At 71.2% G+C, this 18,118-nt stretch carries 18 protein-coding genes; 4 read left to right on the forward strand and 14 right to left on the reverse strand.

All coding sequences use genetic code 11. The features are described from left to right. Positions 1-425, reverse strand: a 425-nt coding sequence (locus ACLEQD_RS16090) for an alcohol dehydrogenase catalytic domain-containing protein (RefSeq protein WP_410384987.1), incomplete at its 3' end; no start/stop codon positions are given. Positions 426-789: 364 nt separating this feature from the next. Between ACLEQD_RS16090 and ACLEQD_RS16095 the strand changes: the two genes are divergently transcribed. After that, positions 790-3,048 carry a M4 family metallopeptidase gene (locus tag ACLEQD_RS16095; RefSeq protein WP_410384989.1) on the forward strand — a complete coding sequence of 753 codons (2,259 nt, stop codon included), beginning with the start codon at positions 790-792 and terminating at the stop codon, positions 3,046-3,048. A gap of 119 nt (positions 3,049-3,167) precedes the next feature. Here ACLEQD_RS16095 and ACLEQD_RS16100 read toward each other — a convergent pair whose 3' ends face one another. From ACLEQD_RS16100 to ACLEQD_RS16110, 3 genes are all read right to left on the reverse strand, one after another. Continuing rightward, positions 3,168-4,448 carry a DUF418 domain-containing protein gene (locus ACLEQD_RS16100; RefSeq protein WP_410384991.1) on the reverse strand — a complete coding sequence of 427 codons (1,281 nt, stop codon included), beginning with the start codon at positions 4,446-4,448 and terminating at the stop codon, positions 3,168-3,170. A gap of 84 nt (positions 4,449-4,532) precedes the next feature. Continuing rightward, the gene (locus tag ACLEQD_RS16105; RefSeq protein ID WP_410384993.1) at positions 4,533-5,372 is read right to left on the reverse strand and encodes a metallophosphoesterase family protein; all 840 of its coding nucleotides are present in this window, start codon (positions 5,370-5,372) and stop codon (positions 4,533-4,535) included. Between the two features lie 78 nt (positions 5,373-5,450). Then, complete coding sequence (locus tag ACLEQD_RS16110) at positions 5,451-5,810, reverse strand: response regulator (protein ID WP_410384995.1); 360 nt, start codon at positions 5,808-5,810, stop codon at positions 5,451-5,453. Between the two features lie 129 nt (positions 5,811-5,939). Between ACLEQD_RS16110 and ACLEQD_RS16115 the strand changes: the two genes are divergently transcribed. Next, a complete protein-coding gene (locus ACLEQD_RS16115; protein WP_120532873.1) occupies positions 5,940-6,305 on the forward strand; it encodes a helix-turn-helix transcriptional regulator in 366 nt (121 codons plus the stop codon). 14 nt (positions 6,306-6,319) lie between these two features. Here ACLEQD_RS16115 and ACLEQD_RS16120 read toward each other — a convergent pair whose 3' ends face one another. Further along, positions 6,320-7,534: a DUF790 family protein gene (locus ACLEQD_RS16120; RefSeq protein ID WP_410384997.1), complete on the reverse strand. Its 1,215-nt coding sequence runs from the start codon at positions 7,532-7,534 to the stop codon at positions 6,320-6,322. Further along, on the reverse strand, positions 7,521-8,924 hold the full coding sequence (locus ACLEQD_RS16125; RefSeq protein ID WP_410385014.1) for a DEAD/DEAH box helicase: 1,404 nt from the start codon (positions 8,922-8,924) through the stop codon (positions 7,521-7,523). Before ACLEQD_RS16125 ends, ACLEQD_RS16120 begins: the two co-directional genes overlap by 14 nt. 292 nt (positions 8,925-9,216) lie before the next feature. Between ACLEQD_RS16125 and ACLEQD_RS16130 the strand changes: the two genes are divergently transcribed. Further along, on the forward strand, positions 9,217-9,627 hold the full coding sequence (locus ACLEQD_RS16130) for a response regulator (protein ID WP_120552676.1): 411 nt from the start codon (positions 9,217-9,219) through the stop codon (positions 9,625-9,627). 13 nt (positions 9,628-9,640) lie between these two features. Here ACLEQD_RS16130 and ACLEQD_RS16135 read toward each other — a convergent pair whose 3' ends face one another. After that, positions 9,641-10,246 (reverse strand): outer membrane beta-barrel protein, encoded by a 606-nt coding sequence (locus ACLEQD_RS16135; RefSeq protein WP_410384999.1) that lies wholly within the window; start codon positions 10,244-10,246, stop codon positions 9,641-9,643. Next, positions 10,243-11,319 carry a hypothetical protein gene (locus tag ACLEQD_RS16140; RefSeq protein WP_410385001.1) on the reverse strand — a complete coding sequence of 359 codons (1,077 nt, stop codon included), beginning with the start codon at positions 11,317-11,319 and terminating at the stop codon, positions 10,243-10,245. The genes ACLEQD_RS16135 and ACLEQD_RS16140 overlap by 4 nt, the downstream gene beginning before the upstream one ends. A gap of 723 nt (positions 11,320-12,042) precedes the next feature. Between ACLEQD_RS16140 and ACLEQD_RS16145 the strand changes: the two genes are divergently transcribed. Beyond that, positions 12,043-12,690, forward strand: a complete 648-nt coding sequence (locus tag ACLEQD_RS16145) for a hypothetical protein (RefSeq protein ID WP_410385002.1) — start codon at positions 12,043-12,045, stop codon at positions 12,688-12,690. Here the strand turns inward: ACLEQD_RS16145 and ACLEQD_RS16150 are convergent, their stop codons facing one another. The 6 genes from ACLEQD_RS16150 to ACLEQD_RS16175 form a co-directional block, all read right to left on the reverse strand. Next, positions 12,691-13,665, reverse strand: a complete 975-nt coding sequence (locus tag ACLEQD_RS16150) for a YheT family hydrolase (RefSeq protein ID WP_410385004.1) — start codon at positions 13,663-13,665, stop codon at positions 12,691-12,693. Beyond that, entirely contained in the window at positions 13,662-13,964 is a 303-nt protein-coding gene (locus ACLEQD_RS16155; RefSeq protein WP_223739092.1) for a YkgJ family cysteine cluster protein, read from the reverse strand. Before ACLEQD_RS16155 ends, ACLEQD_RS16150 begins: the two co-directional genes overlap by 4 nt. Before the next feature lie 22 nt (positions 13,965-13,986). Next, the gene (locus tag ACLEQD_RS16160; RefSeq protein ID WP_410385006.1) at positions 13,987-14,640 is read right to left on the reverse strand and encodes a hypothetical protein; all 654 of its coding nucleotides are present in this window, start codon (positions 14,638-14,640) and stop codon (positions 13,987-13,989) included. A gap of 23 nt (positions 14,641-14,663) precedes the next feature. Then, positions 14,664-15,125 (reverse strand): hypothetical protein, encoded by a 462-nt coding sequence (locus ACLEQD_RS16165; RefSeq protein WP_410385008.1) that lies wholly within the window; start codon positions 15,123-15,125, stop codon positions 14,664-14,666. Positions 15,126-15,435: 310 nt separating this feature from the next. Continuing rightward, the gene (locus tag ACLEQD_RS16170) at positions 15,436-17,145 is read right to left on the reverse strand and encodes a GNAT family N-acetyltransferase (RefSeq protein WP_410385010.1); all 1,710 of its coding nucleotides are present in this window, start codon (positions 17,143-17,145) and stop codon (positions 15,436-15,438) included. Between the two features lie 43 nt (positions 17,146-17,188). Then, positions 17,189-17,860 carry a hypothetical protein gene (locus ACLEQD_RS16175; RefSeq protein ID WP_410385012.1) on the reverse strand — a complete coding sequence of 224 codons (672 nt, stop codon included), beginning with the start codon at positions 17,858-17,860 and terminating at the stop codon, positions 17,189-17,191. Positions 17,861-18,118 lie beyond the last annotated feature (258 nt).

The following is an 18,118-nucleotide window of genomic DNA, read 5'->3' on the forward strand; positions in this document are numbered from 1 at the left end:
ACCGTCTCCCCCGCGCGCACCTGCCCGCGCCGGTGCAGCGCGAAGTGCGCCGTGTGGTAGTTCATCACCACCCCCGCCGCCTGCTCGAAGCTCCACGCCTCCGGGATGGGGAAGGCCAGCTCCGGCGCCACCACGCACGCCTCCGCGAAGCCGCCCAGCGTGAAGGAGAAGCCCATCACCCGGTCGCCGGGCTTCACCCGCGCCCCCGCGGGCGCGGCGCGCACCACGCCCGCCACCTCCACCCCCGGCACGAAGGGCACCTCCGGCTTCAGTTGGTACTGGCCGTGGGTGAGCAGCAGATCCGGGAAGCTCACCCCGGCCGCCACCACATCAATGAGCACTCCGTCCCCGGCCTCCGGCTCCGGGACGTCCACCACCTCCAGGCCCTCCGGTCCCGTCAGCCGCTGAAGCTGCAATGCGCGCATGTGCGTCGCCTCCCTTCGGCCGGGACGCTAGCCCGCCCGCCCCGCCCGGAGGGGGCCCCCCTGTGTCTCCGGTGACACGGGACCCACCCGGGTCGGGAATAAATGAGACGGCAATTTCTACCCGTCGTTCACTCATTGCACGCATCCGCCGACAGGTGCTTCAACCATGAAGTAACCGCCTTACCGGTTTGAAGCATCCACCCCGTCTCCGCCGGGCTGCGTGAGTCCCTCCGTCATTTCAAGCAGTTGCGAGATAATCTCGAAGTCTGAGAAAAGACGTAAAAGTAGAATTCTCGCCTGTACTTGAAATACGCGCCTCTCCTGTGGCACAGTGTTTTCTAATCTTTCCCCTTAGGAGGATTACATGTACGAGAAGCGAGTATTCGGCGCCCTGGGTGCCGCGGCCCTGTCCCTGATGGTTGGCGCTTGCACTGACGGCGCTCCTGCCGCGAACACGGAGGACGCGAACGTCCAGAAGGCCTCCGCCAACCTGGCGGCGGGCCAGAAGGTCATCGCGGCGGACTCCGACGCGGTCCCCACCTTCCTCACTGGTTCCTTCGGTTCGGTTCCCGCTCCCTCGGCCATCCAGGGCATCGCGGCCCAGCAGCAGCTGGCGCCGGTGCTCGCGGGCGTGGCGCCGCTGTTCCGCCTGGACCCGAACGACCTGTTCCTGAAGAAGGCCTACGTCGGCTTCGACGGTGACACCCACTTCCGTTACGGCGTGACCAAGAACGGCATCGTGGTGGACGGCGCCGAAGTCCGCCTGCACGCGCGCAACGGCTCCGTGTTCGCGGTGAACACCAACGCCCGTGGCGACCTGAAGGCGGAGGCCAAGGCCTCCATCGCGTCCGAGGCGGCCATCGCGGCGGCCATCGGTGATCGCGGCTCCCCGGAGCGCGCGTCCTCCAACGCGGAGCCCCAGCTGGTCTACCGCCGCTCGGGTGACGAGCTCATCCTGTCCTACGTGGTCCGCGTCCAGGGCGAGCTGAAGGACAGCACCCCGGTGGACGACTCCGTGTACGTGAACGCCAAGACGGGCGACGTCTTCGAGCGCGTTCCGCACATCCACTCGGCGAAGAACCGCCAGGTGAACGACATGCAGCACCGCACGAACGTCCCCACGGGCGGCGTGCGCGCCCGGTGGGAGGGTGACGCCGCCCACGCCGACGAGGTGGTGAACAACAACTACAACCACCTGGGCACGGTCTACGACTGCTACCAGAACCTGTTCGGCCGCGACTCCATCGACAACGCCGGCGCGACGCTGAAGAGCTTCGTCCACTACAGCAACAACTACGTCAACGCCTACTGGGACGGCACCCAGATGGTGTACGGCGATGGCGACGGCGTGAACGCCTCCAACCTGGCGAACTCGCTGGACGTGACGGCGCACGAGCTGACGCACGCCGTGACGGAGCACGAGTCCAACCTCACCTACTCCGGTGAGTCCGGCGGCCTGAACGAGTCCTTCTCGGACATCTTCGGCGCGGTGTGCGAGTGGTACGGCAAGGGCAAGGTCATCGACGACAACACCTGGATCGTCGGCGACGACGTCTGGACCCCGAGCATCCCGGGTGACGGCCTGCGCTACATGAAGAACCCCACGCAGGACGGGGACTCGCTCGACTACTACCCGGACTACGGCTCGGGCGTGGACGTGCACTACAGCTCCGGTATCTCCAACCTGGCGTTCTACCTGATGTCCGAGGGTGGCACGCACCCGCGCGCCAAGACGACCCAGGTCGTCACCGGCATCGGCTTCGAGAAGGCCGCCCGCGTCTTCTACAAGATCAACGCCGACCTGCTGGTCGCGTCCTCGAACTTCGAGGCGGCCAAGACGGCCTCCGAGCAGGCCGCGGCGCAGCTGGGCTTCAGCGCGGCGGAGATCGCCTCGGTGGGCAACGCCTGGAAGGCCGTGGGCGTGGGCGTGCCCGTGCCTCCTCCGGTCACCACGCCGATTGAGAAGGGCGTGCCCGTGACGGGCATCTCCGGCACCTCCGGCAGCAAGGTGTACTACTCGGTGACCATCCCCGAGGGCGCCACGGACGTGACCTTCACGCTGTCCGGTGGCACGGGTGACGCGGACCTCTACGTCCGCAAGAACAACGCCCCGACGGACTCCCTGTACGACTGCCGTCCGTACAAGTCCGGCAACAGCGAGGTCTGCGCCTTCGCCAGCTCCGGCCCGAAGGGCATCTGGTACGTGATGATCAAGGGCTTCACGTCCTACTCGAACACCAGCCTGTCCGTGACCTGGAAGGGTGGCTTCGTGGACATCGGCAACGAGACCCGCATCGAGGACCTCTCGGGCGTGCCGGGCTCCGCGCAGACCTTCATCATCGACGTGCCCGAGTTCAAGAAGGACTCCGGCATCAACACCCTGTCCGTCGTCCTGGGCGAGGGTGAGGGCAACGCGGACCTCTACGTCCGCGCCGCCGCCGCCCCGACGCAGTTCGAGTACAACTGCCGTGGCGTGAAGGAGAGCGCGACGGAGAGCTGCATCCTGCGCAACATCCCGGCGGGCAAGTACTACATCACCGTGTTCGGCGTGCCGAGCCTGGTGGACACCACGGTCAACGGCTACATCAAGACCGTGCTCGCGGCCTCCTACAAGGTCCAGTAGTAGTGCCTGAAGGCGCGGGGCGCGGCGAAGGTGCCGCGCTCCGTTCCTGAGACCCCGGGCTCCCGCTTCCTCGCGGGACCCGGGGTTCTTTTTTGTCCGGCCCGCTCGACGACGGCGCTTCAGTGCGCCACGGCCGCCGCGCTGGCGGGAGTGAGGCGCATGGGCTGGGCGCGGCCGTAGGTGAGCGAGCGCCACAGCCACTCCACTGGGCCGAAGCGGAAGCGCGCCAGCCACCAGTGGCTGAAGGCGAGCTGCCCCGCGAAGAGGACCGCGCAGAGGAGCACCGTGCGCGACGGCGGAGTGCGGGCGATGAGCCCCAGGCCCCAGCCGTCGTACAGGCAGAGGCTCATCACGGACTGCATGAGGTAGCTCGTCAGCGCCATGCGGCCCGCGGGCTCGAACACGCCCAGCACCTTGCGCCAGCGCTCCTTCTGGAAGAGCAGCGCGAAGGCGGCCGCGTAGCCCGTCCCCATGAAGAGGTAGCCCACGTCGCGCGGGGTGCGCAGCCACGCCAGCCACGCCGGCGGACTGGCCACGCCCCGGTAGACGAGGTTGAGCACCAGCACGAGCAGCCCGACGGCGCTGCCCACCCCCAGCCCCCACGCCGCCAGCCGCCGCAGCAGCGGGCGGTGGCGCTCCACGTCCTGGATGAGCCCGCGGCGTCCGGCCCACAGGCCCAGCAGGAAGCGGCCCAGGACGATGGACAGCAGCAGCGGGCGGTTGGGGTTGTTCATCCCCGCCCAGCCGAAGCGCACGTTGGCCCGCTGGGTGGTCACCACCGAGTCGCTGGACAGGCTGGCGAGGAACTCCGCGCGGTGGGCCGCCTCCGCGTCCCGCGTGGCCTTCTGGGCGCGCTCCGCCTCCGCCGCGCCGTCGAGCACCGCCGGGAGCAGCCGCTGTCCGACGGTGAAGGTGATGGGCAGCGCGAACAGCAGCACCGCCGCCCAGACGAGCACCGCCCTGTCGGAGCACTTGCGGAACGGCAGCAGCATGAAGCCCACCACCGCGTACGTGCTGAGGATGTCCCCCACCCACACCCCGAACATGTGGACCAGGCCGATGCCCAGCAGCACGGCCAGCCGGCGCCGGTACACCGGCACGATGGACACCCCCCGCGCCTCCGCGCGCGTCAGCTGCAGCGCGAACCCCAGCCCGAAGAGGAAGGTGAAGAGGGTGACGAACTTCTGGTCGATGAGCAGGCCGAAGAGCGAGTTGACCGCGGCCTCCAGCGGGGGCGCCGCCAGCGCCAGGGCCTGCTCGCGCGGCAGGAGCAGCCGGCCGTTGAACCAGCTCAGGCTGTTGGAGACGAAGACACCCAGCAGCGCGAAGCCGCGCAGGGCGTCCAGCAGGTGCACGCGCTCGGAGGCTTCGACGGGACCGACGGAGGAGGGCTCGGGCATGGGGCGCCACTACACGCCCGCGCGCTCCGCACCGTCAAACGCCCGCGGGGTGACGCGGCCCGCCTACGCCCGTGACTCACGACGTCACAGCGGCGGGATGGATTTCTCCGGACCGGGCAGAACCTCGCGCAGGCAGCGCTCCAGGCCGCCCCGGTGGCGCCACTGCATGGGGTAGCCCAGGGAGACCTCCTCGAAGCGCACGCCGTCGCGCCACAGCGTGGAGGGCATGTGCAGGTGCCCCGTCACCACCACCTCCGCGCGGTAGCGCGTGTGCCAGTCCTCCGTGAGGCGCGTGCCGCACCAGATGGAGAAGCGCGGGATGCGCGGCAGGCGCACGTGTTCGTAGCGCAGCGGGTAGTGGTTGATGAGGATGGTGGAGCACCCGGGCGGCAGCCGCTCCAGCCGCGCGCGGGTGCGCTCCAAGCGCGCGTGGCACCAGGCCTGACGGGTGGGGTACGGCTCCGGGTGGAGCAGCACCTCGTCCGTGCACATCAGGTCGTCCTCCCAGGCCCACTCCAGCGCCTTGTCCGCGGGCACGGTGTCCGGGCGGAAGGTGTAGTCGTAGCCCAGGAACATGGGGACGACGACGCGGTGCGGGCCCTCGCCCGGCCAGCGCGGATACGGGTCCTCCGGCGTGAGCGCGCCGTAGCGGTGGCACAGGTCCACCATGCGCAGGTAGCGCGCCTCGCCCTTCAGCGGCGGCTGTTCGGAGGGCATGGTCCACAGCTCGTGGTTGCCCGGTACCCAGACGACCTGGCGGAAGCGCGCGGTGAGCGTGCGCAGCATCAGCTCCATGTCCGCGAGCGTCTCGCCCACGTCTCCGCCGACGATGAGCCAGTCGTCCGGGCGCGGCGCGAGTGCCGCCAGCGCCTCGTGGTTCTCCTTGTGCCGCAGGTGCAGGTCGCTGATGGCGTAGAGCTTCATGGCGTGCGTGGGGAAGGCCCTACCTTAACGCGCACGGCCGCGCACGCCATGGGAACGGGCGGCCGTCAGCCCCGGCCGTCAACCCAGCGACGCCAGGAGCGCCAGCACCTGCTGCGGCGGCGCGGCGCGGTCCATCCAGGTGATGCCCTTCTCCCGCAGCCCGCGCGACGGTGGCTGCGAGGTGTGCAGCGCGCAGGCGGCGCGCGGATGCCGGGCGCGCACGCACGTGAGCAGGCACAGCCCGTCACCATCCGGCAGGCCCTGGCCGCTCACCACCACGGACGGCGGCGCTTCCCCCATCAGCCGCTCCGCTTCGCGCACGCCCTGGGCGAAGCGCTTGTCGCCGGGCAGGTACCTGGCCAGCCGCCGCAGCGCCGCGAGCGCGCGTGGATCCGCGTCCACGAACAGGAAGCTGGGAGGGTTGGAGGGCTCTTGCATGAAGGCAGTGGGTGGTGCGGACAGGCTTGACGCAAGAGGTTGTGTCGCGAAAAGCCTACCCCGGAAGTTCTTGGAAGCCAACCTCTCAAGTCATATCGACATGGGCGAACCCGGTAGGTTAACGACCCCATGGAAAAGACCCTCGCATCCCGGCTCGGAGGTGCGGCCCGCGTCGCCCGCACCCGCCTGAACCTGACCCAGGCGGACGTGGCGGAGCGCATCGGCATCGCGAGTGAAGTCTATGGGCGTCTGGAGCGCGGGCACATGTTGCCCAGCATCCAGACCTTCCGTCGGTTGTGCGTGGTGCTGTCCATCTCCGCGGACGAGGCGTTGGGTCTGAAGCCGTCGCAGGACGTGAAGTGGGCCGCGGAGCCCCCGTCCGACTACGGCGAGTCCGCGGAGCTGCGCCGGCTGTTGCGCCGCGCGAAGCAGCTGGACCGGGGCTCCATCCGCATCCTCAGCGTGCTGGCCTCGCAGTTCAAACCGCGCGGCTGAAGGCGCTCCGGCGCTCATCCGGCCTCCGCCGCGCCGTCCCAGCGCGACAGCCGCTCCCGCAGCTTCCGGACGGAGGGAAAGCCGTTGAAGAGCACCACCCGCGGGTGATCCTCCAGCACCTGCCGCTCCGCCGCCTCCTTCGCCAGGGCGCGGTCCACGCCCAGCAGCAGCCCCGGGTCGGGGCGCGCGCGCAGCTCCGCCAGCCGGCGTGACAGCGGCGCCGCGTGCCACGGGTGGAACAGCTCCAGCGCGACCTCCTGGCCCGTCTTCCGGTGGCGGAAGGTGAGGTCGGGCACGCACAGGCCGGCGGCGCCGGTGTGGCGGGGCAGGGGCGTCAGGTCCAGCGCCCAGGCGTCATCCTCGAAGCCTTCGGCCAGCGCCGCCACCTCCGGCGGCACGTGGCCCAGCGCGGCGGGCAGCGGGGACACCAGCGGATCCTCGTGGGAGAGCTGGAGCGTGGAGCGCTTGCGCGCGTCCTCCAGCACCGCGGACAGCTCCCAGCGCTCCAGGACGGGGACCACGGAGAGGAAGCTCGCCAGTTGCAGGCCGTACTTCTTCTGCAGGGACAGCATCGCGCCGGGGCCCTCGACCTCCAGGGACCAGTCCTCGCCGTCGCGCCGGACCTCCGCCACCAGCCGGCAGAACTTCAGCCAGCGCAGCAGCTTGCGCACGCGCAGGAGCTCCGGCGACCGGGCGCGCAGGGTGAGGCGCCGGGCGTTGAGCAGCGGCCCCTGCGCGAGCGCCAGGTTGTAGCGGTCCAGCAGGCCCTGCGGCGTGAGCGCCTCCCCGTCCCAGCCGAGCAGCTTCCGGTTGCCGGGCAGGTCCGAGTACAGCGCCTCGCGCGTGGCGGGGAGCGGTGCGCCCAGGGCCTCCGTGAGGCGCGCTTCGTAGGCCTCCAGGGTCGTGTCCGGAGGTTGCGTTCGCAGCACCTTCGCGCCCACGAGCAGCGTGCGCCAGCGCGCCTCCGTGGCGCCTTCGCCGGCCTCGTCGAAGAGGAGCCGGTCGAGCAGCAGCTTCACCAGCCCGCGCGCGACCTTGGGGCGGCTGAACGCGCCGGCCTTGAGGCTGAAGGCCTCCTCCACGTCGTCGCGGCTCTGGCCGCGGAAGGCCTCCGCGTCCGCGAGCAGCTCCTTCGCGAGCGCCTGGAGGGACGGGTCGTGCGTCTTCACGAAGGAGGGCCGCAGGATGCCTTCGCGCACGCGCGAGGCGAGCAGCTCACGCGTCAGCATCGGGAGGGCCCTCCGGTTCCTGGTAGGCGCGGTGCTGCCTGCGCCGCTCGCTGATGCCGCTCTCCGCCGTCTGCGCGGAGCACACCTCGTACAAGAGGGCGCGCTTGCCGGGGCGCTTTCGCAGGATGCGGCCCAGGCGCTGGACGTGTTCGCGCACGCTGCCGCTGCCGCTGAGCACCACGCCCACGCGGGCCTCGGGCACGTCCACGCCCTCGTTGAGCACCCGGGAGGTGAGCAGCACCGGCAGCTCCGCGCTGGCGAACGCGGCCAGCAGCGCCTTACGCTCCGGCAGCGGCGTGTGGTGCGTGAGCGCGGGCAGCAGCAGCTTGCGCGCCAGCGTGTAGACCGTCTCGTTGTCGTCCGTGAAGACGATGACGCGGTCCTCGCGGTGCTCCAGCAGTATCTTCCAGAGCGCGTCCAGCTTGCCGCTGGAGGTGAGCGCGATGCGGCGCTGCTCCCGGTAGCCCCGGTACGCCGCGCGCCCCTCGTCGCTGCGCTGGCTCTGCGCCAGGAAGCGCGCCCAGCCTTCGGGAGACGCGAGCGGCACGCCCAGCCTCCTGACGAACGTGAGGTAGCGGCCTCGCGCCTCGTCGTAGCGCGTCTTCTCGTCGGGCGTCAGCGGCACCTCGATGCGGCGGACCTCGTAGGGGGCCAGGTACTGCCCCTGGAGCTCGTCGATGCCCGTGCGGTGCACCAGCGGGCCCAGCAGCTCCTCGCACACGCGCTCGCCGCCGTCCGCGCGCTCCAGCGTCGCGGTGAGCCCCAGCCGGTAGGGCGCGAGCGTCCCCTCCGCGATGAAGCGGTAGCTGGGCGCGGGCAGGTGGTGGCACTCGTCGCAGATGAGCAGGCCGAAGCGGTTGCCCGTGAACTCCATCTGCATGGCCGCGGAGTCGTACGTCGTCACCGTGAGCGTCTGGCGGTCGTTGACGCCGCCGCCCACCATGCCCACCGGGGCGGAGAAGTGCTTCGCGAGCACGCCCTGCCACTGCGCCATCAAATCCAGCGTGGGCACCACCACCAGCGTGGGCCGCTTCACCCACGCGATGGCCAGCACCGCCAGCAGCGTCTTGCCCGCGCCCGTGGGCAGCTCCACCAGCCCCCGGCCCCCCGCGCGCGTCCAGGCCTCCAGCGCCGCGCGTTGGTGCGGGAACGGCTCGATGGGGACGGTGAGGGGCAGCTCCACCGGCTCGAAGCGCTTCGCCCGGTCCTCGTAGGGCAGGCCGCATTCGCGCAGCCGCAGGACGACGTCGCGGTAGTGCCGCGCGGGCGCGCGGAAGACGCCCGTGCGCCCGTCCTTCTGGAAGAGCGCGTGCAGGCGCGCGTCGTCGGGCAGCGTCGGGGCCACCAGCGTGCCGCTGTCGTAGTGCAGCTCGGTGGATGGGGAGGGCAGGGGCTCGATGGCGGACGCTCGGGACTCGGGGAGCCGACGTGGGGGGAGACTCGCGCGGGAAGGGAAGTAGCGGGTTGGAAGGCGCTCCGCCACTGTGGCCCGCACGGCGGGAAGAAGCCACGGGCGCGAACGATTGGCTGCCTGGAGGCACTGCGGGCCTTCTGGACGCGGGACGGATTGCTTTGAGGGGGGGCCGGGCGTTACCTGCTCACCCCATGGCCTCCATCCGCCCCGCCGCTGCTCGCCGTGTTCCGCCCGCCGGCTGGGGGCCCGTGTCCTTCCGGGCCTCGCGCTGATGCGGGTCCTGGTCGTCAGCCCGCATCCGGCGTCCCGCGCGCTGCTCAGCCGCTTCCTGGACGCGGAGCCCGACGTGGAGGTGTCCGCCACGGGCGAGCCCGATGACGCCTTCGCCTCCATCAAGGAGAACAAGCCCGCGCTGGTGGTGGTGGACCTGCGCCGCCCGGACGAGGACCACCCGCTGTTCCTGGGGCTGCTGCGCAAGCGGCACCCGTCGCTGCCGGTCATCTCGCTGGTGCCCGGCCGGCTGCGCATCTTCGACGGCCGCTCCGAGCGCGTGCGCGAAGCCCACGGCGACACCGCGGAGGCGCTGCACCACCTGATGGGCTCCGTGCTCCAGGCCACGCGCGACCTCTTGGCCCAGCACCTGCTGCGGATGTTGCGCCCGCCGGTGGGCCGGGCCTGAGGCGCTGCCGTGATTACAGGCGCAGCCGGTAGCCCACGGCCGCGAGCACCGCGCCCGCGTTCACGTCGCCGGTGGTGAGGAAGTCCACCGGGGCGAAGTGGTACTTCGCCTCCAGGAAGGCGCCGCCCGGACCCAGCGGCAGCTCCGCGCCCGCGAGCGCCTGGAACCCCAGCCCGCTGCCGCTCTCCGACGCGGTGCCGTCGAACGACTCCACCGTCGCGCGGTGCAGGTACAGGCCGGGGCCCGCGCCCACGTAGGGCGTGAGCGGCCCGAGCGCGCGCGGGAAGCGGAACACGGCGGACAGCTGGATGGCCACCTCGCGCTCGGCGAGCGTGTACGGGGACTCAATCGGCTGGCCCAGGTTGTCCAGCTGCGGCCCGCGCAGCGTCCCCGACGTGGAGGGCCGGTGGTAGTTCACCTCCAGCACCAGCGCGAGGCGCCGCTGGAGCAGGGGCGTGAGGTAGCCCACCTCGCCGCCCAGGAAGAGGTCGCCGCCGAGCGGCGTGACGGGCTTGATGAAGCCCACCTTGGGCGCGATGAAGAAGGGGCCTCCGTCGTCCTTCATGGAGGAGGGAGCGGCGGCCAGCGCCGCGACCGCGAGCAGGGCGAGGGCGTTCATGGGGAGACGGTGAAGCCGGAGGACGCGGGGATGGTTCCGAAGGCGCCGCTGGGGTCCGCGACGATGAGCCCGTAGGTGCCGGGCACGATGCCGCCGGGACACGCGGGATCCGTGACGGGCGGCGTGTCGAAGCCGGAGCAGCCGGGCACGGTGGCCTTGAGCTGCGTCTCGGAGAAGTACGTCACGTCGTAGAGCGGGATGTTCACCAGCTGGCCGGGGTCCGTCTTCACGGGCGCGACGAGGTACACGTCATGCGTGCCGGACGTGAAGGCCGCCGCGGCACTGCTCAGGGTGATGGTCGTGTCGCTGGTGGCGGGCCCGCTGCGAGGCGCCACGGTGAGGGTCCCCAGCCGCGGATAGGCGACGGTGAGGGCCTGGGGCCGGGTGGTGGCGCAGCCCTCGGGGTTGGTGAGGGTGAGCGCGTAGGTGCCCTCCGGCGTCGCGGGAGGCACCTCGGCTTCGATGCGCGTGTCGGAGACGACGGTGAGGGTGAAGAGGGGCTGGTCCTCTTCGCCTTCGCGCTGAAGGACGATGAGCGGCAGCGCGTCCGCGCGGAAGCCGCTGCCTTCGATGATGAGGGGGCTGCCGGCGCTGTAGTGGAAGCCCTGGGGCGCGGTGATGTTCGTGATGACCGGCGGCGGCACGACGCGCAGGCCGTCCTCGAGCTCGGAGGTGCCGCCCAGGGGGTTGGTCACGGCGACGGTATAGGCGCCGGGGGGCAGCACGTTCGACGGCGTGCTGTCGCGGGTGGGCAGGTCCATCCGCATGAGCTCGGTGCGCGCGAAGAAGAGGTGGTCGGCGGGGAGCGTGTAGTCGCTCGGGCCGCTCAGCGAGACCTGGGGCAGCTCCACGGAGGGCGTGTCGGTGAGCGCGTCGCGGGGCACGGGGGTGAAGCGGCTGCCAATGAGCTCCAGGCGCCATCCCGCCGAGCCGCCTCCGGCGTTGCAGACACGCGCGGGGGTGACGAGCCGCTGCAGCGGATTGATGAGGCCCTCGAGCTTCGGGGGGGTGCCTTCGGTCGATTCAGAGCAGGCGACCAGGCTGAGCAGTGCGGCGGCGACCGGAAGGCGCACGGGTTCCTCCATCATCCCGTCAACAAGGCTGTCACACGTTAGGCCGACGCCCGGAAGGGTCAGGAGTTTTTTCCGGCTCCGCGCCCACAGCCGAGCCCGTTCCGCCAGGCCGGATGACTCAAGTCACTGATATCGCAAGGGAATATCTCGGCGAGAGGTGTCGGCACGGCGAATGCTAGTGCTCCTGGCAGCAGGGACGGGCAGCACGGCGGGGGGACGGAGTCGGTGGGGGGGAAGCCGCACTGCTTCAGGGGGAACAGGGCGGGACGGGGCAGCACGCAGGACGGGACGGGGAGGGGGACTCAACACGCAGCACGGATCCGCAGGACAGCACGCGGCACGGATCCGCAAGGCAACGCGCGGCACGGGCAGCAGGCTGCGCGGTCGAGCAAGGCAGCAAGCAGCACGCAGGACGGGGCTGGGCGGCGGGACGGGGCAGTGCGCAGTTTGGGGGAGTCCGGCAAAGCGGTCGCGGTCGCCGGACGGGAGCAGTGAAGGGCAGTGAAGCAGGACGTGGCGGTGCAAGAGCTTCGCGATCCGGCCAATGGCGGCATCGAGGCGACGCGACAGTCAGCACCGGACGTGTGGCCGTGGCGGGTGTGGAGTGGCGGGTCGGGGGGGCAACACGCAGCCGGGTCTCGTGGGGAGAGCGCTCCCGGAATCCGGCGTACCTCGCAAATCTCATCGCGCAGGGGCGCGATGTCTGGAACGGGGAGAAGCCTCATGGGAGCGGTGTCCATCGTCACCGCGGCGGTAGTGGTCCTGGCGGCTCACTCCGCCGTGGCCCAGACTGCACCGCGGGTGCAGCTGCCGCAGGTGCAGGCACAGCAGGGCGAAGGCCGCCGCCGCATGAGTGATCCGGAGCGGCTGGCGCCCTTCGGTCTGATGCTCGACGCGGGCATGCCGGAAGGGGCGGGGCTCTCCGGTGTCCTCCGGCCCTCGCCGTACCTGCGGCTGCACTTCGGCGGCGCGCACAACGGCCTGCGAGGCGCCTTGCGCGCGGGCGTCACGCTGCTGCCGCTGCGAGGCAAGCTCTCGCCCTCGTTCTCATGGGAGTTCGGACACGCGCAGGCCGCGAGCACGAAGACGCTGAACCGGCGGCTCGCGGACCGCACGCAGCTGCCCACCTCTTCCATGGAGCGCGTGGGCTACTCGTACGTCAGCACGCACCTGGGCCTGGAGTTCAACGCCACCCGGCGCCTCAGCTTCTTCGTGCGCGGCGGCGTGAGCTTCATGGAGATGGACGTCCCCAGCCTCCAGAAGCTGGATGAGCCCTTCCGTGACTCGCTGTCTCCCGTGGAGACGAAGTCGTGGATGATGCGCACCCTGCAGCCGTCCGCGAAGCTCGGCTTCATGTTCTTCTTCGGCTGATCAGCGGGCGAGCACCTTCTCGAAGAACGTGAGCGCCTGCGCCTCCGCCCAGAAGAACGGGCGGTGCACGCGGCCCGCGACGAAGCCGACGTGGCCGCCCTGTTCGGTCAGCACCACGCTGAGGAACGGGTTGTCCCGCGCCGAGGACGGAATCACCGGCGCCTCCAGCATCGGATCATCCACGGAGCTCAAGAGCAGCGTGGGCCGGCGGATGTCCGCGAGCCTGGGCCCCGATGACGCCTCCCGGTAGTAGTGCGTCGCGTCCCGGAAGCCATGCAGCGGCGCCGTGACGACGTCGTCGTAGCCGCGGATGGTGCGCGCGGCTTCCATGCGCGCCCCGTCGAAGGCGCCCGGGAACCGCTGCAACTTCGCGCGGGCCTTGCTCTTGAGCGTGCGCAGGAACCGCTCGCGGTAGAGCCAGTGGTAGCCGCTGCCGCCATCCAGCTTCCGGCAGCACGCGTCCAGGTCGTACGGCGCGCTGATGGACGCGGCGGTCACCACCGGCGCCTGGTCCCCGGTCTCCTCCAGCAGCCGGCACAGCACGTTGGCGCCCAGGGAGAAGCCCACCGCGAGCATCGGCCCGGTGATGCGCTCGCGCACGTCCGCCATCACCAGCAGCGTGTCCGCCGTGTCCCCGGAGTGGTACGCCCGGGGGAGCCGGTTCGGCTCTCCGCTGCACGAGCGGAAGTTGATCGCCGTGGCGCCCCAGCCGCGCTTCGCCGCGCCCCGCAGCACCTCCGTGACGTAGCCCGCCTGGGACGACCCCTCCAGGCCGTGCAGCACCACCACGTGCGGCGCGCCCTTCGGGCCGTCGAAGGTGTCCAGGTCGACGAAGTCCCCGTCCGGCAGGTCGCGCCGCTCCCGGCGCAGGGGCGGCACGCGGGTGGGCCGCACGACCGACGCGTAGATGGTCTGCGCATGCGCGCCGCGAAGGCCCGGCGCGGGGACGAACGGCTCGGTGGGCTGGAACGTCACTTCCGCTCCCGGATGGCGCGCGCCATGCGCATGGAGGCACAGCCGGACTCGCGCACCGCCTGCGCCTCCGCGGTGAGCTGGAACAGCGCCAGGTAGTTGTGCACGCGCTCCTCCAGCGTGGGGGCCTCGATGCGGCGGCACACCTCGTCCGCCGCGTAGTCCCGGCACACCTGGGGCCGCCGCTCGTAGACGGTGCACAGGTTGTCCGCGCCCAGGTGCGGGCACCGCAGCCCCAGGGGCTTGTCCAGCGCGGCGATGTCCGGCGCCACGCAGCAGGCGCCACAGCAGGTGCACTCCATGAGGCTCCTCGGTGATGCGCTTTCAGCGGCGGACGACCTGCTCCACCTTGCCCAGGTTCGTCACGGTGAGCGTGACGCCCTGGCCCTTCTTCCACGCGATGAACTCCTCCTCGCGCGTGGGCTTCACCTCGTGCTGCTTCACGCCGCCATCGTCGTAGCGCACGAGCACGCTGTAGTCCTCCTCGCGCCGCACCCGCTCGTTCGTCCCGGCGGTGAGGTCCGGCCAGCGCGGCGGCCCCTCCGTGCCCTTGAGCTCGCGCGTGTCCACCGGCTTCCACACGTACGTGTCGTAGGCGCACTGCTGCGCGTAGACGGGCTCGTTGCGGTAGCGCGTCTCCGTGTCGCAGTCCTCGTAGGACTCGTTGCAGTACTTCGTCACGTCGTGGCAGACCTCCTCCGCGAAGCCGTTGCCCTTGTCGCGGCGGGTGCACTTCTCCTCGGTGCCGCAGGCCACCTTGCGCGTCTTCGTCCGGCACACGCGCTGGGTGCCGTCCGCCACCCGGCGGGTGCCCCGCTGCCGGGACACGCAGTCGCGGATGTTCGTCACGCCCGCGACCTCGCCCGTGCCGTTCACCGGCATGCGCGGCGCGGTGGGGCTCAGCTCGTCCCGCCAGCCCGAGCGCGTCTCCGGCACGAAGCGCTCCTGCACCAGCGCGCGGCGCCAGTTCGTCGCCACCACCTCGCCCTTGAGCTCATGCTTCAGGTTGCCCCAGATGCCACCGCGCAGGTGCCCAGGCAGCAGGAGCCGAGGATGCCTACGACGATGAGCGCCACCTTCCCGAAGCGGCGGGGCTTGGGCGCGGGCTTCGGCGGTGGCTTGGGGCCCAGGTCCGAGAGCGGCGCGGTCTTCGCATCCGAGCCCCGTTCGGCGGAGCACTGCCGGCAGCGCTCGCCGTCGCCCCGGTTGGCCGCGCCGCAGTAGGCGCAGAACCAGTCCTCGCCGGCGCCGGCCATGCCCAGGGCCTGCTCGTCGCTGACGCCTTCGCGGGTGGACTTTCCGGAGGCCGCGTCCACGTCACCGAAGTCGAACTCGGACTCCTTGCCGCTCAGCTCCCGCGGGTTGTTGCAGGAGGGGCAGTTCTTGTGACGGGCGGGGATGTTCCTGGCGCCGCAGGACGTGCAGTTCCAGGAGCCCTCGATGATGCGCCTTCGCTCGGCCATGGGCGCATCCTAGGGGACCTGTCGGCGCCTGACACATCCGGGTTAAGGTCGCCGTCCCCATCGGGCCGGCGATCGGGGAGCCAGATGGGTTTCCATGAGTGGAAACGCGGGGGATTCCATGTCTCGTCGGACGCTGGATGTGACTCCGAAGCACCGGAGGTTGCGCCGTACCCTCTACGGGTTGCTGCTGGCCGCGCCCCTGCTGCCCATGGGGATGGGCTGTGGCGTCAACGAATGCGAGCATGGCGCTCCCACCCTGAGCGGAGGCCCCCTCGCCCGCTTGCCGGACGGCAGGCTTCCCGAGAATCCGTCATGCGAGAAGTGTCCCGACCAGGATGCCCCGCTGGCCTACTGCTCTGCCTCGGTCACGAGCACCGGGGACGGGGAACTTCGCTGCACCTACTACACCTGTACGAACGATGGCCGCAGGCCCGAAGGATTGCGTGAGCCCAGGGGCGCCGAACCGGGTGATGTGCTGGGGGCGCTCTTCGCGCACGCGGCCTGGCTGGAGGCGGCGTCGGTGCCGGCCTTCCTGCGGCTCGCGGACGAGCTCAAGGCGCACGGCGCACCGGAAGTCCTGGTGAGGGCCGCGCGGCGCTCCGCGGGGGACGAGGTCCGTCACACGCGCGTGATGCAGGCACTCGCACAGCGTCACGGCGCGACGATGCCGGAGGTGGACCTGCCGCCGTTCGAACCACGCTCGCTGGAGGAGATGCTGCGGGAGAACGCCGTGGAGGGCTGCGTGCGGGAGACCTTCGGCGCCTTCGTCGCGGGCTGGCAGGGCCGCACCGCGAGGGACCCGGAGGTGCGGAGCACGCTGCGCGCCATTGCTCGGGACGAGGTGCGGCACGCGGAGCTGGCGTGGGCCGTGGATGCCTGGGCGCAGGAGCGCTTGAGCGCGGCACAACGGGCACGGTTGCACCAGGCGCGGCGCGATGCGCTGCGGAGCCTGGGCGAAGAGGTTGAAGGTCACCAGCCGCCGGAGCCGTTGATCCACGACGCGGGCTTGCCCTCGCGCGAGCAGGCCCGGGCCCTGTTCCAGGGGCTCTCGGGCCTGGCCGCGTAGCTCACACCCAGAGGGCGCGAGGGAAGGGGACCTCCGGCGCGGGAGGCAGCCCCGGGCGCAGCGGCGCAGCAGTGGCAGCGACCGCCCGTCGCACGCGCGCCGCGCCGGCACTCCCGTGAGCAGGGGCGCCGTCGCGGCCTCCTCCCACCAGACCGCGCGCTTGAGCCCCGCGTGATGCGCCACGCGGCGCGCCTCCGTGAGCAGCGCCTCCGCGGAGGCGGCGTCCCGCGCATCCAGCATCAACACCACCAGCTCGCCGTAGCGCGCGTTCATCACCCACAGCGCGGTGGAGTCGCCCACCACCGCGCCGCACGTCCGGGGCCGGGGCCGCGCCAGCAGCTCCGCGTAGATGCGCTCCCGCTCCAGGTGCCAGTCCACCTGCGCGGCGCTGGGCCACAGGAAGAAGGGCACGTCGGGCTTGCGCATCCGCGCGAGCGCCGCCGCCACGTCCGTCTCCTGGAGTCCGCCGTCCACCGGCCGTCCCCCCGGCGCCTCCGCCGCGTCCAGCTGCCAGTCCCACGCGGGCACCTCCACGTAGCCAGACCGGCGGTACAGCGGCGCTCCCACGTCGGAGAAGAGGACCACCGAGTGCGGACGCGGCGCCACCTGCTCCAGCTCCGCGGCCACGGCGTCCATCAACCGCGTGGCGTGCCCCCGGCCGCGCAGGTGCTCCTCGGTGAAGACGCTGGCGATGGCGTAGCTGTCCCCCGGGGTGAGCTGTCCCTCCGCGCCCCGGAGGAAGCTGTCCGTGTGGAAGGTCTCGCACGACGCCAGCACCCGGCCGTCGTCCGCCAGCCACAGCCAGGTGTTCATGCCCTCGCGGCACCACGGGTGCGCGCGCAGCCGGGCTTCGCGCTCCTGGTACTGCGGCACGCTCAGGGGCGAACCCCAGGCGGCATGGGTGACGGCGTCGCGCTGTGCCTTCTGTGCGTCGGTGGCGAGGACGAGGGACATGGTGCCGGTCACGCTAGACGCGCGCCCCGCCTGCGCGCGAGCGCTACAGCGTCGTGGTGTACGGGAACCGGAAATGCAGCTGCAGGTACGCCTGCCCCACGTGGAAGATGCCGTCCCCCAGTGAGTCCGGCAGCCCCAGCCCGCCCAGCTCCTGCGGCACGTAGAAGGTGGACTCCCAGCCCACGCTGACGAGGAAGCTCTTCGCCAGCTGGAACTCCAGGTCCGCGCCCAGGCTGGCCCCGGGCCGCAGGAAGTGCGTGTCCGGCAGCGTGTCGGAGAAGATGTACGCGTACGTCAACACCAGCCCCACGCCCAGCTTGAAGCGCACCGGGCTGGACGACAGGGGCAGCCCCAGCCCCAGCGGCTTGAACGTCACGCCGTACATCCCCGTGTCGCGATACTTCGGCGAGATGATGAACGAGTCCGGGATGAAGATGGACGGCGAGATGCGCACCTCCTCCATCTGCTTCGCCTGCTTGCGGTAGCGCGCGGGGATGGCGCGCTGGTTCTTGCGCAGCCACTCCCTGTCCAGCACCGCGTCCACCGACAGCTTCAGCCCCGTGTGCAGGAGCTGGTCGTCCGCGATGGGGCCGGAGAACACGAACACCGCCGGCCCCACGCCCACGTCCACCGGCACGGTGACCTTCTGGGCCGCCGGGACGACGGCGGGCCACAACGACAGCGCGAACAACAGCGGGAGCAGGGTGGGCCTCAAGGGCGGGTCCTCACGTACCGGGTCCAGGGAGGACCCGCACTCCGAGCCTAGAAGGTCAGGACGCTCCCTGTCCCGCATGCGCTAAGAAGTTCGCGCCGGAAAGGGAGCCGGCCTTCCACGCTCCCTTGCAGGTCCGTTGTCGCACCTGCCTCACCTCAAGGAACCTTGATGCTCCCCGTTGCGCTGCTGCTCGCCTCGTCACTGCAATCCCAGACGCCGGCGCCCGCCCCCGCGTCCCGCCGCCCCCCCCGCCTCCGG

This window comes from Corallococcus sp. 4LFB, from assembly GCF_046520365.1.
Taxonomy (GTDB): domain Bacteria; phylum Myxococcota; class Myxococcia; order Myxococcales; family Myxococcaceae; genus Corallococcus; species Corallococcus caeni.

Bases quoted from the DNA above. Each gene is read 5' to 3' on its own strand.
- ACLEQD_RS16095 (WP_410384989.1), top strand. From the start codon at position 790: ATGTACGAGAAGCGAGTATTCGGCGCCCTGGGTGCCGCGGCCCTGTCC.
- ACLEQD_RS16100 (WP_410384991.1), bottom strand. From the start codon at position 4,448: ATGCCCGAGCCCTCCTCCGTCGGTCCCGTCGAAGCCTCCGAGCGCGTG.
- ACLEQD_RS16105 (WP_410384993.1), bottom strand. From the start codon at position 5,372: ATGAAGCTCTACGCCATCAGCGACCTGCACCTGCGGCACAAGGAGAAC.
- ACLEQD_RS16110 (WP_410384995.1), bottom strand. From the start codon at position 5,810: ATGCAAGAGCCCTCCAACCCTCCCAGCTTCCTGTTCGTGGACGCGGAT.
- ACLEQD_RS16115 (WP_120532873.1), top strand. From the start codon at position 5,940: ATGGAAAAGACCCTCGCATCCCGGCTCGGAGGTGCGGCCCGCGTCGCC.
- ACLEQD_RS16120 (WP_410384997.1), bottom strand. From the start codon at position 7,534: ATGCTGACGCGTGAGCTGCTCGCCTCGCGCGTGCGCGAAGGCATCCTG.
- ACLEQD_RS16135 (WP_410384999.1), bottom strand. From the start codon at position 10,246: ATGAACGCCCTCGCCCTGCTCGCGGTCGCGGCGCTGGCCGCCGCTCCC.
- ACLEQD_RS16145 (WP_410385002.1), top strand. From the start codon at position 12,043: ATGGGAGCGGTGTCCATCGTCACCGCGGCGGTAGTGGTCCTGGCGGCT.
- ACLEQD_RS16155 (WP_223739092.1), bottom strand. From the start codon at position 13,964: ATGGAGTGCACCTGCTGTGGCGCCTGCTGCGTGGCGCCGGACATCGCC.
- ACLEQD_RS16165 (WP_410385008.1), bottom strand. From the start codon at position 15,125: ATGGCCGAGCGAAGGCGCATCATCGAGGGCTCCTGGAACTGCACGTCC.
- ACLEQD_RS16170 (WP_410385010.1), bottom strand. From the start codon at position 17,145: ATGTCCCTCGTCCTCGCCACCGACGCACAGAAGGCACAGCGCGACGCC.